This is a genomic window from Streptomyces sp. V4I23, from assembly GCF_030817975.1.
In the GTDB taxonomy this organism is placed as follows: domain Bacteria; phylum Actinomycetota; class Actinomycetes; order Streptomycetales; family Streptomycetaceae; genus Streptomyces.
This window is the reverse complement of record NZ_JAUSZW010000004.1, coordinates 24,176-38,753: the sequence shown is the minus strand read 5'-3', so window position 1 is coordinate 38,753 and position 14,578 is coordinate 24,176. Positions and strand designations below refer to the sequence as shown.

Here is a 14,578-nt window from a genome sequence, read left to right as displayed (position 1 = left end):
TTCGGTGGCGGTCGCGGTTGGCGATGTGGGTGTGGATCGACGGGGCGATGCCTGCGTCGCGCCCGGCCGGCGCCCGCTGCTTCACCGTCCGGGCCCGGCCGTAGAGGCCCGTTGCTCTGCGGAACCGGCCTCCGACGTCGTCCTGCCTGATCTCTACGGGGTGCAGCTGATCAGGCGCACGGCTGGTGCGGAGACGACCTGGATGTGCGGGACTTGTGGGAGCCGGATGTTGACGAAGCCGCCCTCGATCGCGAAACGGACGTCGTCGGCGCGGTTGATGCGACGGCCGTCGGCGCCGCTGAGCGTGTAGCCGTCCATGAGTTCGATGGAGCCGGTACGCCAGTCGCGTGTCATGCGGCGACCTCCGGGAAGTCGAGGTCGGGCTGAGCCAGGTGGTTGAAGTAGTTCGACAGCGTGTTGAGCGCGACATGGGCGACGATTTCGGCCAGTTCGGCGTCGGTCACCCCGGCTTGGCGGGCGTCGGCCAGCACCCCGTCGTCGACCCGGCCCTGGGTGTCCATGATGTCGCGGGCCAGACGCAGTACGGCATCGGCGTGCGGGTCGGAGTCGTCGGACGCCTGCCGGGTGCGGGCCAGCTCCTCGTCGGTCAGGCCGAGTCTGCTGCCCCGCAGGGTGTGGGCGCTGACGCAGTAGGTGCAGTGGTTCTCCTGTGCGACCAGCAGTGCGAGCTGCTCTCGGAGTCGGGCCGACAGGACGCCTCGGGTGAGGTGCTCGCGCATGGCCAGATAGCCGGCGAGGGCGGCCGGGCCGTTGGCGAGCGCCGCGTAGAGGTTGGGCACGCGACCCAACTGGCGGCGGGTCTTGTCGAGCAGCTCCGAGGCGTCCTCGGCGAGCTGGGGGATGCGTGGCACGATGGCTCCAGATGGTACTGATCGGTTCCGTCTTGCAGTGACGGTACCGATCGGTTCCATTTCCCGTCAAGGCCGGGATAAGGTGAGTTCATGGCCACCAGAGCGCGCGAACGCCTTCTTGACACCGCCGAGGAACTCTTCTACGCCGAAGGCATCCGGGCGGTCGGAGTGGAGCGCATCCTGGCCGAGTCCGGCGTGGGCCGGGCCTCCTTCTACCGCCACTTCGCGAGCAAGGACGACCTTGTCGTGGCGGTCCTGCGGCGGCGGGACCAGGCCTGGCGCGCCTGGCTGGCCGAACGGGTGGCAGCGCTGGGCGGCGAGCCGCTGGACGTGTTCCACGCTCTGGCCGAGCGATTCTCCCGCGCCGACTTCCGCGGCTGCGCCTTCATCAACACCATGGCGGAGACCGCCGACACCGGCAGTCCTGCATACCGGGTCGCGGCCGAGCACAAGGAGAGCGTCACGGCCTATGTCGCCGGCCTGCTCGCGGACAGCGGCCACGTCGAAGCCGAAGAACTGGCACGGCAGTTCGTTCTGCTGATGGACGGGGCGATCGTCACCGCGCTGCGGGAACGCACGACCGCCCCCGCCCATGAAGCACGCGCCATGGCGGCAGCCATGCTCGGCACCTGACGTCCCGGCAAGGCGCCCCCAGGGATCAACGGCGCCGTCGACCGCCGCACGCCCAAGGGGGGAATCCTGCGGAATGGACGAACGAACGCCCCGAACCGAAAGAGGAACGGCACATGGTCAGCATCAGTCACGAAACACCACAGGAAACCCGCACGCGGCTGCGCCGCGTGCTTGCAGGGGCCGTTTTCACAGTACTGCCCGGGCATTGGGCCTACCACGAGCATCCCGCAAGGCCAATGCCGCAGCCGTCCGCCGACGCGCTTGCTCTGGTACGCGACGAGGAGAGCTGGTCGGTCCTCGAGCCGGCGTGGGGTGACGAGGCGGAGATCTTCGGCGTCTTCTCCTTTCACTTCCCGGCCGCAGCGGACAACAGCGGCTTCGTGGGCTGGCTGGCCAGCGAGCTCAAGGACCACCTCGGCACAGGCGTGGCCGTGCTCTGCGGCTACAACTCCGCGCAGGGCGGCATCTACGACTACTGGCTCGTCCCCGCACGACTTCTGGACGAGGCCGTGGCGCACGTGCGGAGTCTGGTCTGTACGGTCAACGGTGGATCTTCGAACAGGAAGTAACACCTGATGACAGGCGTGATCGTCTCGGCTGAGGCCATCGAGGAAGTGGAGCCCGCCGGGGTGCCGGACGCTTTGGACGACCGGCTGATCGGCCAGCTGGTGGACCAGGCGAAGGCCGACGGGATCAAGCTGACGGGCGAGGGCGGGCTGCTGCAGCAACTGACGAAGAGGATCCTCGAGTCCGCTCTCGAAGGCGAGATCACCGACCACCTCGGGCACGAGAAGCACGAGAAGACCGCCTGCGGCAACACCCGTAACGGCACCCGGTCCAAGACCGTGGTGACCGAGGTCGGACCGGTCGTACTCGAGGTTCCCGGGACCGTGAGGGCTCCTTCGAGCCGTAGATCGTCAAGAAGCGGCAGCGTCGGCTGACCGGCGTCGACGAGATGGTGCTCTCGCTGTCCGCCCGCGGGCTGACCCACGGGGAGATCTCCGCCCACCTCGCGGAGGTCTACGGCGCCGAGGTCTCCAAGACCACCATCTCCACGATCACCGGCAAAGTGATCGACGGCATGAACGAATGGCAGAACAGGCCTCTCGACTCGGTTTACCCGGTCTTGTTCATCGACTGTGTGCACGTGAAGCTGAGGGACGGTCAGGTCGCCAACAGGCCGATCTACGTCGTGCTCGCGGTCACCGTCGAGGGCACCCGCGAGATTCTCGGACTGTGGGCCGGCGACGGCGGCGAGGGCGCGAAGTACTGGCTCCAGGTCCTCACCGAGATCAAGAACAGGGGCGTCGACGACGTCTGCATGGTCGTCTGCGACGGACTCAAGGGACTTCCCGACGCGATCGGGACGGTCTGGCCCCAGGCGATCACTCAAACCTGTGTGGTCCACCTGCTGCGGGCATCGTTTCGCTACGCGGCCCGCCAGGACTGGGACAAGATCTCCAAGGCGCTCAAGCCCGTCTGCACGGCGCCCACCCAGGACGTCGCGGAGGAACGGTTCCTGGAGTTCTGCGAGACGTGGGGCAAGAAGTACCCCGCGATCGTGAGGTTGTGGGAGAACGCCTGGGCCGAGTTCGTGCCCTTCCTCCAATTCGACACCGAAATAAGGCGAGTTGTGTGCACCACGAACTCCATCGAGTCGGTCAACGCGCGCATCCGCAAGGCCGTCCGCTCCCGCGGACACTTCCCGAACGAGCAGGCAGCGATCAAGTGTGTCTACATGGCCGTCATGAGCCTGGACCCGACCGGGCAGGGACGCAAACGCTGGTCACAGCGATGGAAGGCCGCACTCAACGCCTTCGAGATCACCTTCGACGGCCGGCTCTCCGCCGCCCGACGCTGAACCCCTGACAACTCCAGAACCACCGGTAACTTTACAGAGCCTACTGACGAGCATTCAGACAATGGCCCCGGGCACAGCCCGGGGACGGGAGCTGTGTTGGTCCCGGCGGTTGAAGCCAGGTGCGCAGCGGGTCCGTGCCGACTGGCTTGCGCAGCTGTCAGTGGAGGACCTGCACGACAGCTGAAGCGCCGTTGACCGGGTCCCTGGGCGTCGTACGTCGTACAGGATCTCATCCTGTTCCCGGACATCACCCCGAGGCCGAGCCGGAGCGGGCGGCGGCTCGCTCCGGCGATGCCACCCGCCTCCACTTCCAGGCCCGGGGCAGCGCCGCTCGGCCGGGCTGAGTGGTGTGAAAGGGGAGGCAGTGGTGGTCATGACGGCTTTCCTGATGGGTTCGGGGATCAGCGGGCAGCCGCTCGCAGGCGTACGGGCAGGGCCTGGTGCCCGTTGCTGATCAGGGACGGCAGCGGCTTCAGCTCCTCGGCGGGCACGGCGAGTTCGATCTCGGGAAAGCGCTCGAAGAGCTGCTGAAGGGCGGTAGCGACTTCGAGGCGGGCGAGCGGGGCGCCGAGGCAGAAGTGCACGCCGTGTCCGAAGGCCAGGTGCTCCTTCGTCGGTCGGGTGAGGTCGAAGCAGTCGGCGGAATCCCCGTGCCAGTCGGGGTGGCGGTTGGCGGCGGCATAGGAGGCGAGGATCGCCTCGCCCTGTGCGATCGTCTGCCCGTCCGGCAAGGGGATGTCCGTGAGGGCGTAGCGCAGGGGCAGGTGCTTAACCGCGGGCTCGTGGCGCAAAGTCTCCTCGACGACGCTGCTCCAGTCGGCGCGACCGGACTGGAGGTGGGCGAGCTGCTCGGGGTTGGTCAGCAGGGCGGTGACGGCCTGGTCGATCACGTTGACGGTGGTCTCGTATCCGGCGGAGATCATGAGCAGGAGCGTGTCGCGCAACTCGTTGTCCGTGAGTGCGCTGCCGTCGCCTTCGCTGTCGCGGGAGGCGATGAGGAGGGAGGTCATGTCGTCGCCGGGCTCGGCCCGTTTGACCGCGATCAACTGGTTGAGGGCCTCGTACAGGGCAGCTGTGTTCGCGGTGGCCTGTTCGGTGGTGAGGGTGGTGTCGAAGACGCCGTCGACTTCGGCGCGGAAGCCGTCGCGCTGTTCATCGGGGACGCCCATGAGCTGGCCGATCACCTCGATCGGCAACGGGTAGGCGAGGTGTTTGCGCAGGTCGACCGCTTCACCGGCCGGCTTGGAGTCGAGGTCGTCGAGGAGTGCGGTGATGACCTTCTCGACTGCGGACCGCATGGCCTGGATGCGGCGGGCGCTGAACGCCGGCGCAACCATACGGCGGAGCCTTCGGTGGTCGCCGCCGTAGGCGGTGAACATGTTGTTCACGGCTATCCAAAGGGCGAGGGGCCAGGTGGAGACGGTCTCGGCGAAAGCCGGCCAGTGGGCGCGGGCGTCCTTGGAGACCTGCGGGCTGGTGAGGAGTTCCTTGAGGAGAGAGGGATCGGTGACGGACCACGCGGTCACACCGAGGATGTCCACGCGGGTGGCCGGACCGCGGGTGCGCAGGGCCTGGTGCTCCGCATGGTGGTCGGAGCCGGTGGGGTCCAGGACGAGTATCGACTGCTGAGACACTGCGTTCTCCTTCAGCGGGTCAGTCGGCAATTGGACGGGGAGGGCTTCCAAGTCGCGGTGGAAGGGACCGGGCTGCCAGCCGCGGCTCAGCGGCGGGGGCGGCGAGGACTGTTCCGGACATGGCATCGAGCAGGTAGCTGATCGCGGTCTCGGCGACGAGGCAGGTGTCGGAGCGGGCCGGGCAGGTGTGGGGCCGATGCTCCAGGCCAGGGGGCGCGGGTGCCCCGCGATCCCGCCCCGGCCTTCGGTCACTTGGGGGTCGTTGTTGCAGGCTGCCACGGAAATGACGACGGGCTGTTGCGTCGGGAACAGGACGGCATCGATGTCCGCGGGGTAGGGGACAGGTGATGCAGTGGTTCGCCAGCGGCGGGTCAGTCTAGAGGAGGGTGCCGAGAGCGTCACGCACCGTGGTCCGGCCTGCGTGCAGGCTGGCTGAAACCGTCTGCGGTGAGCTTCCCCCCGCCTGCGCCAGTTCGCCACCCAGCTCAAGGACAAGCTCCTCGAGGCCGGCACCACCATCGCGGCCACGAGGGGAGTACAGATGGCCGACCAGGCCCTCGCCGCGCTGGTGCAGTAGCCCTTCCCATAAACGCCACGAGCCGCGGGGGATCAGCAATGACACCCAGGGGCCCCCGGCTCTATGGAGTCACCCGACCCTGCGGTCTCCGCGTCACGCGCGACGGTGACTGGTGGCGACGTCGCCGGATCGGAGCAGGGGGAACGTTGCTGCCGATTTGATGTACACCAAGACCATGAAGACCCAAGAAGCGTTCTGCGTGCGATGTGGCAGCGCAGACACTCGAGTTACCCGCCCCGACCAGGACAGCGCGGAAGGTGACTGCTTCCGCTGCGACAAGCCTTTCCAGGCCACGCCGTGCCAGGGCTGCGGAGGCTTCCGCATCGACGGCTCCTTCGGCGTCTCCGGCACGCGATTCGAGAACCTTCCGGAGACTGTGAGGTGCTGGGACTGCGGGCACCGTAGCCCGCTGGGCGATCCTGGCCCGGAGTAGACGAACACTCGACTGTCGGTCCCTCTTCGTACTCTTGGCGCTCAGCCGGGGCCTCGGATGTCGGGAAGCGGGACCGCACAGCCTCCTGGCAATTCGTGACCACATCGGAGGTGAGCTGGTGAACCGCCTGCCGCAGCGGCTCGGGCATCTGGGTGTCTTCCATGGCACGCGCGCCCGTGGCCACGGGAGCGCGCTAAGTGTTCCGTCTCATGAGGTTGGTGCCAAGGAGCCGCGATGGGCGAAGTCGTGGCCTTCTTCAGGAAGGACGACGAAGACCCAGGATCCAGAGGGGATCTCCACCGATGCTCTTCGCATGTGAGCTGCCCATTCAGGGGTGGGCCACAGCGTGTCGTTGTTCCAACGGATCCCTGCGAGGTTAACCTTGCCGTTTCGCTTGGGTACGGCTGGCTTTGGGGCAGAAACGCGAAAGTGCCTTCCTGACCTGGGACGATGAACCTTGCTGAGGGGTTCTGTCAGTCCAGGCGGAGGGCACTTTCTACGTGCAGGCTATCGGGTTGCGTCCCAAGGTTCAGGTCAGTGCCGATGGTTCGGGGGTGGTCGGGCATGCCGGGGCACGGTTGCTGGCGGATCTCGCTGATGCCACCGGGCTGACGGCCGCGTACTCCGCCGCTCTCCGGCCGCTTCGGCCGCGCGGGACCGGGCATGATCCGGGCCGGGTCGCCACCGATCTCGCGGTGATGCTCGCGGACGGCGGTGAGTCGATCGCGGATCTGGCGGTGCTGCGGGACCAGGGCCAGGTCTTCGGCCCGGTCGCCTCCACGCCCACGGCTTGGCGGTTGCTCGCCGACACCGACGAGGCGGCACTCGCTTCGCTGCGAGCGGCCCGCGCGTCAGCCCGGGAAGTCGCCTGGATGCAGGCCGCCGAGACCGGCGAGGGCATACCCGCTGCCCGGGCCGGCGGACGAGAACTCCCCGGCCTGGTCCTGGACCTCGACGCCACGCTGGTCGCCTCCCACTCGGAAAAGGAGCAGGCCGCCCCGACCTATAAGGGCGGCTTCGGCTTCCATCCGCTGCTGTGTTTCCTGGCGAACACCGGCGAGGCGGTGTCGGGGCGGCTGCGGCCCGGGAACTCCGGCGCCAACACCGCGAGCGACCACATCGCGGTGCTCGACCAGGCACTCGCCCAGATCCCCGACGCCCACCGGCACGGCACCGACCTCCTCGTCCGCGCCGACAGCGCCGGATCCGCGAAAGCCTTCCTCGCCCACGTCCGCGACGTGCGGAAACGAGGAATCCGTACCTTCTTCTCGGTCGGATACGCCATCACCGAGCCGGTCCGCCGCGCCATCCGGGCCGTGCCCGACCGACTCTGGCATCCCGCCCTGGACCAGGACGGGACGCTGCGTGATGGCGCCGAGGTCGCCGAGCTGACCGGGATGGTCGACCTGGACGGCTACCCGGGCGGCACCCGCATCATCGTGCGCCGGGAGCGGCCGCACCCCGGCGCCCAGCTGTCCCTGTTCGACCAGGACGAGGGCCTGCGACATCAGGTGTTCCTCACCGACACCCCTTACCCCGGTGGCGGCTCGGCCCAGTTCCTGGAGGTCCGTCACCGCGGGCATGCATGCGTCGAGGACCACATCCGGTGCGGCAAGACCACCGGCTTCGGCCGCTTCCCCTCCCGCGACTTTGGTGTCAATGCCGTCTGGCTCGAACTCAGCCTCGCGGCGATCGATCTGCTGGCCTGGACCCGTGTCCTGCTGCTGGACGGGGAGCTGGCCACTGCCGAACCGAAGAAGCTCCGCTACCGGCTGTTGCACGTCGCCGCCCGTCTCACCCGCGGCGGCCGACGCCTGCGCTTGCGGATATCAGCGACCTGGCCCTGGAGACACGAACTGGCCACGGCCTTCCATCGCCTCGCAGCACTGCCCCGTCCCGCCGACTGACCGGCAACCCTGCCCGCCCACGACCCCAAGGACCCCGGAGAACCCGACCACCGCGCCGGGACTCCGCCATGTCCGAACACCGAAATCGCGTCGGCCACCCGCCAGTTACCCCTCAACGACGCCTCATCGCCCCAACCGAAACGGCGAGGTTAGCGCGTGTTTCTCAGACGTCATCTCATTTGGCGAGTCTGCGGTAGCAGATGAGTGTGCAGGCGATGCTGGTGAAGGCGAGGAAGTGCTCGGCCTTGCGCTCGTAGCGTCGGTGGAGGCGGCGACAGCCGGCGAGCCAGGCCATGGTGCGCTTGATGGTCCAGCGGTGGCGGCCCAGCCGCTGCGACGTCTCGACCCCCTTGCGGGCGATGCGGTGCCTGATACCGCGCCCGCGTAACCATCGCCGCAGGTGGGAGTAGTCGTATCCCTTGTCGGCGTGGAGCTTTCCCGGCCTGCGTCGTCGGCTTCCTCGGCGGGAGCGGATCGGCGGTATGCCCTTCACCAGAGGGATCAATGCCTGGCTGTCGTGCAGGTTCGCCCCCGAGATTCCGACGGATAGAGGCAGACCGGTCCGCTCGGTGATCAAGTGGATCTTCGACCCGTACTTGCCCCGGTCGACAGATTCGGACCTGTCAGGCCCCCCTTTTCATGGCCCGCATGTTCACCGAGTCGATCGCGCAGCGGGACCAGTCCAGCTCGCCGCGGGAGCCGAGCTCATCGAGGACCAGCCGGTGGAGCTTGGCCCACACCCTGGCTTTCGTCCACTCGGCAAATCGCCGGTGAACTGTCGCCCCTGACGGCCCGAACGAAGCCGTGGGCAACTGCTGCCAGGTGCAGCCTGACGTGGCCACGAACACGATCGCAGCCAGCACCTCCCGGTCACCATGCCGACGTCGGCCACCACCCTGAGGTCGCGAAGGAGCCTCCGGGACCACCCGCTGGAACAACTCCCACAACTCGTCCGGTACCAGCCGCTCAACGATCCCCACCACGACCGGCAGACTACCGAACCAGCCAAATGAGATGACGTCTTAGCAGTCATGGCCAAGTCGTACCATCGGAATCCTGCAGCTCACCGGCTGGGACTCCACCCCCGGCCTGCAACTCGTCAGGCACTGAACCGCTCACGCGCGGCGCTGTGGAACCGCTTCCGATCGGGATGCGCACTTTCGAAAGCAGGTCCTGTTCTTGCGGATGAGGTCCGGTAGTCCCGGGGACGACGTCCTCGGCGGAGGGATGAGGCGGAATTCGATCCGGTGGTGGAAGAGTTCTTTCCCGCCGGCTTGTTAGGTTCGACGCGCCGAACAACGGCGGACACTCATCGAATCCGAGCACAGCGTGAACACGGGGGAAAGAATGACCATTGACCAGGTGCTGCCCGCGTCCTTTTCCCAGGACGTGTCCGACTCCGCCACCGGAAGTTCTTATTCCGGCAGTGCGGCCCGAGCGGACGAGCTGATCTCGTTCCTCCGGCAGTACACCGACGAGCGCGTCAACTCGTCGATCATGGATGACCGGCGCAGCGTGACGCCGGGGGCGATTCTGGATCTGGGCAAGGCCGGCCTGTTCGGGCTTCAGGTCCAGCAGAAGTACGGTGGCCAGGAACTCTCCCACGCCGACACCTACCGGGTGATCGCCCAGGCGGCGGTCATGGACACCAATCTGGCGCTGATCGTCGGCGTGCACAACGCGATCGGTGTGACGCCGATCCGCACGTTCGCCGACGAGCGGGTGAAGGCCGAAGTCCTGCCGCAGATAGCGCGGGGCACCAGCCTCGCCACGCTCGCGGTCAGCGAACCCGACATCGGGTCGAATGTGCAGGGAATCGCCACGACCGCGACCTCGGTGCCCGGCGGTTATGTGGTGAACGGCACCAAGTGCTGGATCAGCCTCGGCGCGTGGGCCGGTTACGTGAATCTCCTCACGAAGACGACGGACGAGAAAGGCCGCCCCAAGGGACTTTCGGCCTTTCTCGTGGAAGGCCGCAGCGCCGGTTTCGTTCCCGGACTTGAGGCCGTGACCCTCGGAATGCGGGGCTTTCCGCAGAACCGGATCGACATCAACAATCTCCGGGTTTCCTCCGACGCGCTGCTGGGCGCCGAGGGCGAGGGGATGGCGGTCGCGCAGAGCGCGTTCTACGGCGGGCGCGGCATGCTGGGCGGCGCGTGCATCGGCGTGATGAAGCGGTGCCTCCAGCTCACCGCCCGGTTCGCGGCGCGCAGGAGCGTGGCCACGGGCAAGCTGCTCGACAACGGGCGGGCCCAGCAGATCCTGAGCGAGTGCATGGCGGCCACCCGCGCGGTGGAGATCCTCGTCCAGCAGGTCGCGGACGACCTGGACGCCGGGCGCGAGGTGTCGGCGGAGCTCTACTCGGCCTGCAAGATCCTCTCCACCGAGCTGGCGTTCCGCGTCGCTGACTGGGCCGTCCAGCTCCTCGGCGCCCGCGGTTACCTGGACACGAACATCGTCGGGAAGCTCTTCCGGGACATCCGGCTGCTGCGCATTTTCGAGGGCGCCACCGAGACCCTCACCGTGTACATGGGATCGGTGATCGCCAAGGACCCGCAGCAGCTGGCCGAACTGATCGGCAACCGGTACGGCGCCCGGTCGACCCTGGAACTGCTCGGCAAGACCTACGGCGACCTGATGGCCAGTCTCCCGGAATCCGACAGGGGAACGCAGACCGCGTACCGGAACAAGCACATCCTGGCCAACATCACGGGCGAACTCGCCTGCTGGGGAATTCTCGCCGCGATGACGGAGTACACGGCGAAGCGCACCGGTACGCAGCTCGACCAGTACACCGCGTTCTGGGCGGAGCGGCAGCTCGCCGACCGGATGCACACGGCCAACGACAAGAAGCGGCAGTACGGGGTCTTCGACGCGGACTTCCTCTCCGAGCGCATCGCCGAATACGAGACGTCCATCGGGGACGTCCAGCAGAGCCTGGCCGGCGAGGACCGGAAACTCGACGAACTCCTCACCCGGTCCTGAACCACCGCAGGAAAAACGTGCCAGTTCCCCATTCGAAAGGGACCGTTTGATGTTCGCACGGCTGGGCGGCCTTGTCGTCCGCATGCGCTGGGTGGTGATCGCCCTGGCCATCGGGGTCGTCGCCTTCGGTGCGATATGGGGCACCCGCGTCACCGATTCGCTGAGTGACGGCGGCTTCTACCCCGACAACGGCCCGAGCGCCAAGGCCGATCACCGTATCGAGCAGGAATTCGGCCGGCAGAACGCCGACGTGGTGGTGCTCTACTCGTCCGACCGGCACACCATGGACGACCCCGAATTCACCGAACCGGTCTCCGACGCGCTGTCCGCGTTGGACGAGCGGCCCGAAGTCGCCGATGTGCGCTCCTTCTTCACCACCAAGGCACCGGATTTCGTGTCGGAGGACAGCCGGTCCACCTTCGCCACGATCAGCCTGACCGGTACCGACGAGAAGACCCGCAACGAACAGTACGAAGAACTCAGGGAAATCCTCGCCGTCCCGGAGACGACAACGCTCGTGGGCGGCCGGGAGGCGGCGCTCGCCGAGTTCAACAAGAAGACCGAAGAGGGCATCCTCACCGCCGAGATCATCGCCACACCGATCCTCACGGTGCTCATGCTGATCATCTTCGGTGGTGTCGTCGCCGCCTGCATGCCGATGGTGGTCGGCGTGCTGGCGGTCCTCGGCGGCTTCGTCATCACCAGGCTGCTGACCTACGTGCTCGACGTGTCGGTGTTCGCCATCAACGTGATCACCATTATCGGGCTCGGCCTCGCGATCGACTACTCGCTGTTCATCGTCAGCAGGTTCCGCGAGGAGATGCGGGCGGGAGCGGACGAGCGGACCGCGATAGTCCGCACCATGTCCACCGCGGGGCGGACCGTCGTCGTCTCCGGCTCGACGGTCCTGCTGGCACTGGCCGGCCTGCTGATCATCCCGTTGCCCTTCCTGCACGGCATCGCCCTGGGCGGGGGCGCGGCGATCGGCGTCGCGATCATCAGTGCGCTGATCGTGCTGCCCGCCGTCCTGGCCGTTCTCGGGAAGCGGGTCGACGCCCTGAAGTTGCCCGGCCGGCTCGGCCGACGGCGGAACCAGGACGTCGCGGGCGGCGACGAGCTCGGATTCTGGGCCCGTATCGGATCCGCCGTGATGCGCAGGCCGGTCGTGTACCTGGTCGGCGTCCTGGCGGTGCTGATCGTGGCGGCTGTCCCGTTCGCCCACGCCACGTTCGAGACCGTGGACGAGCGGGTGCTGCCGGAGGGAACGCAGAGCCGCGTCGTCTCCGAGCGCCTGAAGGAGGAGTTCCCCGGCGGTGCCGACGGAACGCTCCTCCTGATGGTCGACGGGGGCGGCAAGGCCGCGGCGCAGACCGTCAGCACCACCGTCGAGGGCATGGACCACGTGGTGTCGGTGACACCGGTCGCCGCGAACGCCGACGCGACCCTGCTCCAGGTGAAGTCCTCGAGTGGAGAACAGGGCCCCGGCACCCGGGAACTGGCCGAGGACCTGAGCCGGCTGACCCCGCCCGACGGCAGCACCCTGCACGTGACGGGCCTGGCGGCCCAGGTCAACGACCAGATGGACGCCATCGCCGACGGACTGCCCTGGCTGGCGCTGGTCGTGGTCGGCGTGACCCTGGTGATGCTGTTCTTCGCCTTCGGTTCGCTGCTGATGCCGATCAAGGCGGTGCTGATGAACCTGGTGTCGATCGGGGCGGCCTTCGGCGCGGTGGTGTGGGCCTTCCAGGACGGCCATCTGGCGGGAATCCTGGACTTCACCCAACGACCGGTGGAGGCCAGCAACCTCGTCCTCATCCTGGTTCTGCTCTTCGGACTGGCCACCGACTACGAGGTGTTCCTGCTCTCCCGGGTCCGCGAGGAGTGGGACCTGAGCGGGGACAACACCAGATCCGTCGTCGTCGGGCTGCAGCGCACCGGCGGGATCATCACCGCGGCCGCGCTCCTGCTGATCGTCGTGGTGGCGACGTTCACCACAGGGGGAGTCAGCTTCCTGAAGCTGATCGGCATCGGCATGACCGTCGCCATCTTCGTGGACGCCACACTGGTCCGGATGGTGCTGGTACCGGCCACCATGAAGATCCTCGGCAGCGCCAACTGGTGGGCGCCGGGGCCGCTCCGCCGGTTCTACGCCAAGTACGGCATCAGGGAGAGCGCGGGGGAGGCCCCGGTGGGGGAGAAGGAGGAGCGGACTCAGGCTCTCGTGTAGTCAGACTGTCGCGTGCAGGCCCACGGCCACCGCGACGAGCGCGAGGACCACGACGTCGAGAAGGACCATCGACAACGGGTCGCGGACCCGCAACCGGGAGGCGATGGCGCCGGTCATCAGTCCCGTCAGGCCGACGGAGGCGGCGAGGCCGAGCACGGGAACCGCGATACCGACCAGGAGCCCGGCACCGCCCACCGCCTCCAGGGCGCCGATCACCAGCCACAGCGCGGGCGGGACGCCGAGATGGTCGCGGATCCGCAGTGACTGCGGCACCTTCAGCACCTTGATGCCGCCGGTCACGAGGAACAAGAGGCCAAGGAGTAACGAGAGCACGGTCAGAACGGTGTTCATCGGCGCCCCCCAGGCGTCGGCGTCCTTCGACCTTTGTCCTTCGGGCGCGTCGTCCGGAGCATCATATGCCGCGGCGTATCCCGCGCCTGACGGCCTCTCGCCCGACGGACGGCCCCCGGTACCGCGCATGCGGTACCGGGGGCAGCCTTTCTCGCCTTCGTCTTCGCCTTTGCTTCGTCTTGGAACCGCTCCGACTGCGCGACTACGCGATGCTGCGGTGGGCGTAGACGACGAGTTGTGTCCGGTCGCGCAGCTCAAGGCTGCGGAGCATGGCGGAGATGTGGCTCTTCACCGTCGACCGGCTCACGCTCAGCGAATCGGCGATCTCGGAGTTCGACAACCCCCGGGCCACCAGCGCCAGCACGTCCCGCTGCCGTGACGTGAGGCTGATGTCCCCGCTCTCCGCATCGCCGAACGAGTTCGCCCTGTCCGGGATGTAGTGCTCTATCAGTACGTGCGCCATGGCGGCCGGTAACACGATTCCGCCATCCGCCACCGTCGTGATCGCGTTCAGCAGCCGGCTCGTCGGGTGACTCTTGAGAATCACCCCGCGGGCTCCGGCCTTGAGCGCCTCGAAGTGTGCCGCTCCCGTTGCCGACATGGACATCGCCGCCATGTAGGGCGGCCGACTGCCGTACTCCGCGACCAGGCCACCGATGATCTTCCTGATCTCCGGAGCCGGCAGGTTGTCGATACATACAAGGAGCACGTCCGCCGAAGAACTGGCGGCCGCCTCCGTGAAGCTCTCCGTGTCGGAGAAACGGCCCAGTACACGAATCGCGGCACCCTGAAGAATTCCGGTCAGCCCCATGAGGCTGAGCTGGTTCGGGTCGTAGACGATTGCTTCAACGGTGGCCGAGACCGGGCGCGTGCGGTCCTCCCCCAACAAAATCCCCCCCGTTCCTTTCATCCTCGCATCGACCGAGGATGAAGAATTCCTCGGTCGATGCCGACGCGGTGTGTCGCCCGTCAGTTCCGGATCACAGGCCCGGCCTCGCTCCCCGGCCCTCGGCCGTGAGGAAACGAAGCACAGCCTCTGCGTATGAGCGCATGATAATCAGGCGGTGTGTGCACGGTGTTAACTCACGCGTGTGTGGT

General features: G+C 67.4%; 10 protein-coding genes and 2 pseudogenes. 6 read left to right on the top strand and 6 right to left on the bottom strand.

Features of this window, described 5'->3' with window-relative positions; all coding sequences use genetic code 11:
* Nucleotides 1-153 precede the first annotated feature (153 nt).
* Both QFZ82_RS02415 and QFZ82_RS02410 read right to left on the bottom strand, forming a co-directional pair.
* Complete coding sequence (locus QFZ82_RS02415) at nt 154-354, bottom strand: hypothetical protein (protein WP_307711513.1); 201 nt, start codon at nt 352-354, stop codon at nt 154-156.
* On the bottom strand, nt 351-872 hold the full coding sequence (locus QFZ82_RS02410; RefSeq protein WP_307711512.1) for a carboxymuconolactone decarboxylase family protein: 522 nt from the start codon (nt 870-872) through the stop codon (nt 351-353). The genes QFZ82_RS02415 and QFZ82_RS02410 overlap by 4 nt, the downstream gene beginning before the upstream one ends.
* Before the next feature lie 90 nt (nt 873-962).
* Here QFZ82_RS02410 and QFZ82_RS02405 point away from each other — a divergent pair, with 90 nt between their 5' ends.
* From QFZ82_RS02405 to QFZ82_RS02395, 3 genes and pseudogenes are all read left to right on the top strand, one after another.
* Complete coding sequence (locus QFZ82_RS02405; protein WP_307711511.1) at nt 963-1,505, top strand: TetR/AcrR family transcriptional regulator; 543 nt, start codon at nt 963-965, stop codon at nt 1,503-1,505.
* A gap of 113 nt (nt 1,506-1,618) precedes the next feature.
* A complete protein-coding gene (locus QFZ82_RS02400) occupies nt 1,619-2,074 on the top strand; it encodes a DUF6196 family protein (protein ID WP_307711510.1) in 456 nt (151 codons plus the stop codon).
* A 45-nt stretch (nt 2,075-2,119) separates the two neighbouring features.
* A pseudogene (locus tag QFZ82_RS02395) lies at nt 2,120-3,366 on the top strand (IS256 family transposase).
* 401 nt (nt 3,367-3,767) lie between these two features.
* On the opposite strand, the gene QFZ82_RS02390 reads toward QFZ82_RS02395, so the two are convergent.
* On the bottom strand, nt 3,768-5,000 hold the full coding sequence (locus tag QFZ82_RS02390; RefSeq protein ID WP_307711509.1) for a cytochrome P450: 1,233 nt from the start codon (nt 4,998-5,000) through the stop codon (nt 3,768-3,770).
* Nucleotides 5,001-6,510: 1,510 nt separating this feature from the next.
* Between QFZ82_RS02390 and QFZ82_RS02385 the strand changes: the two genes are divergently transcribed.
* Nucleotides 6,511-7,917 carry an IS1380 family transposase gene (locus QFZ82_RS02385; protein ID WP_307711508.1) on the top strand — a complete coding sequence of 469 codons (1,407 nt, stop codon included), beginning with the start codon at nt 6,511-6,513 and terminating at the stop codon, nt 7,915-7,917.
* Between the two features lie 175 nt (nt 7,918-8,092).
* Here QFZ82_RS02385 and QFZ82_RS02380 read toward each other — a convergent pair.
* A pseudogene (locus QFZ82_RS02380) lies at nt 8,093-8,891 on the bottom strand (IS5 family transposase).
* Between the two features lie 373 nt (nt 8,892-9,264).
* On the opposite strand from QFZ82_RS02380, the gene QFZ82_RS02375 reads away from it, so the two are divergent.
* Nucleotides 9,265-10,902 carry an acyl-CoA dehydrogenase family protein gene (locus tag QFZ82_RS02375; protein ID WP_307711507.1) on the top strand — a complete coding sequence of 546 codons (1,638 nt, stop codon included), beginning with the start codon at nt 9,265-9,267 and terminating at the stop codon, nt 10,900-10,902.
* Nucleotides 10,903-10,951: 49 nt separating this feature from the next.
* Nucleotides 10,952-13,129 carry an MMPL family transporter gene (locus tag QFZ82_RS02370; RefSeq protein WP_307711506.1) on the top strand — a complete coding sequence of 726 codons (2,178 nt, stop codon included), beginning with the start codon at nt 10,952-10,954 and terminating at the stop codon, nt 13,127-13,129.
* Here QFZ82_RS02370 and QFZ82_RS02365 read toward each other — a convergent pair whose 3' ends face one another.
* Entirely contained in the window at nt 13,130-13,480 is a 351-nt protein-coding gene (locus QFZ82_RS02365; RefSeq protein ID WP_307711505.1) for a DoxX family protein, read from the bottom strand.
* Nucleotides 13,481-13,682: 202 nt separating this feature from the next.
* Nucleotides 13,683-14,390, bottom strand: a complete 708-nt coding sequence (locus QFZ82_RS02360; protein ID WP_307711504.1) for a response regulator transcription factor — start codon at nt 14,388-14,390, stop codon at nt 13,683-13,685.
* Nucleotides 14,391-14,578: the final 188 nt, after the last annotated feature.

Bases quoted from the DNA above. Each gene is read 5' to 3' on its own strand.
- QFZ82_RS02370 (WP_307711506.1), top strand. From the start codon at position 10,952: ATGTTCGCACGGCTGGGCGGCCTTGTCGTCCGCATGCGCTGGGTGGTG.
- QFZ82_RS02365 (WP_307711505.1), bottom strand. From the start codon at position 13,480: ATGAACACCGTTCTGACCGTGCTCTCGTTACTCCTTGGCCTCTTGTTC.
- QFZ82_RS02400 (WP_307711510.1), top strand. From the start codon at position 1,619: ATGGTCAGCATCAGTCACGAAACACCACAGGAAACCCGCACGCGGCTG.
- QFZ82_RS02360 (WP_307711504.1), bottom strand. From the start codon at position 14,390: ATGAAAGGAACGGGGGGGATTTTGTTGGGGGAGGACCGCACGCGCCCG.
- QFZ82_RS02375 (WP_307711507.1), top strand. From the start codon at position 9,265: ATGACCATTGACCAGGTGCTGCCCGCGTCCTTTTCCCAGGACGTGTCC.
- QFZ82_RS02415 (WP_307711513.1), bottom strand. From the start codon at position 354: ATGACACGCGACTGGCGTACCGGCTCCATCGAACTCATGGACGGCTAC.
- QFZ82_RS02405 (WP_307711511.1), top strand. From the start codon at position 963: ATGGCCACCAGAGCGCGCGAACGCCTTCTTGACACCGCCGAGGAACTC.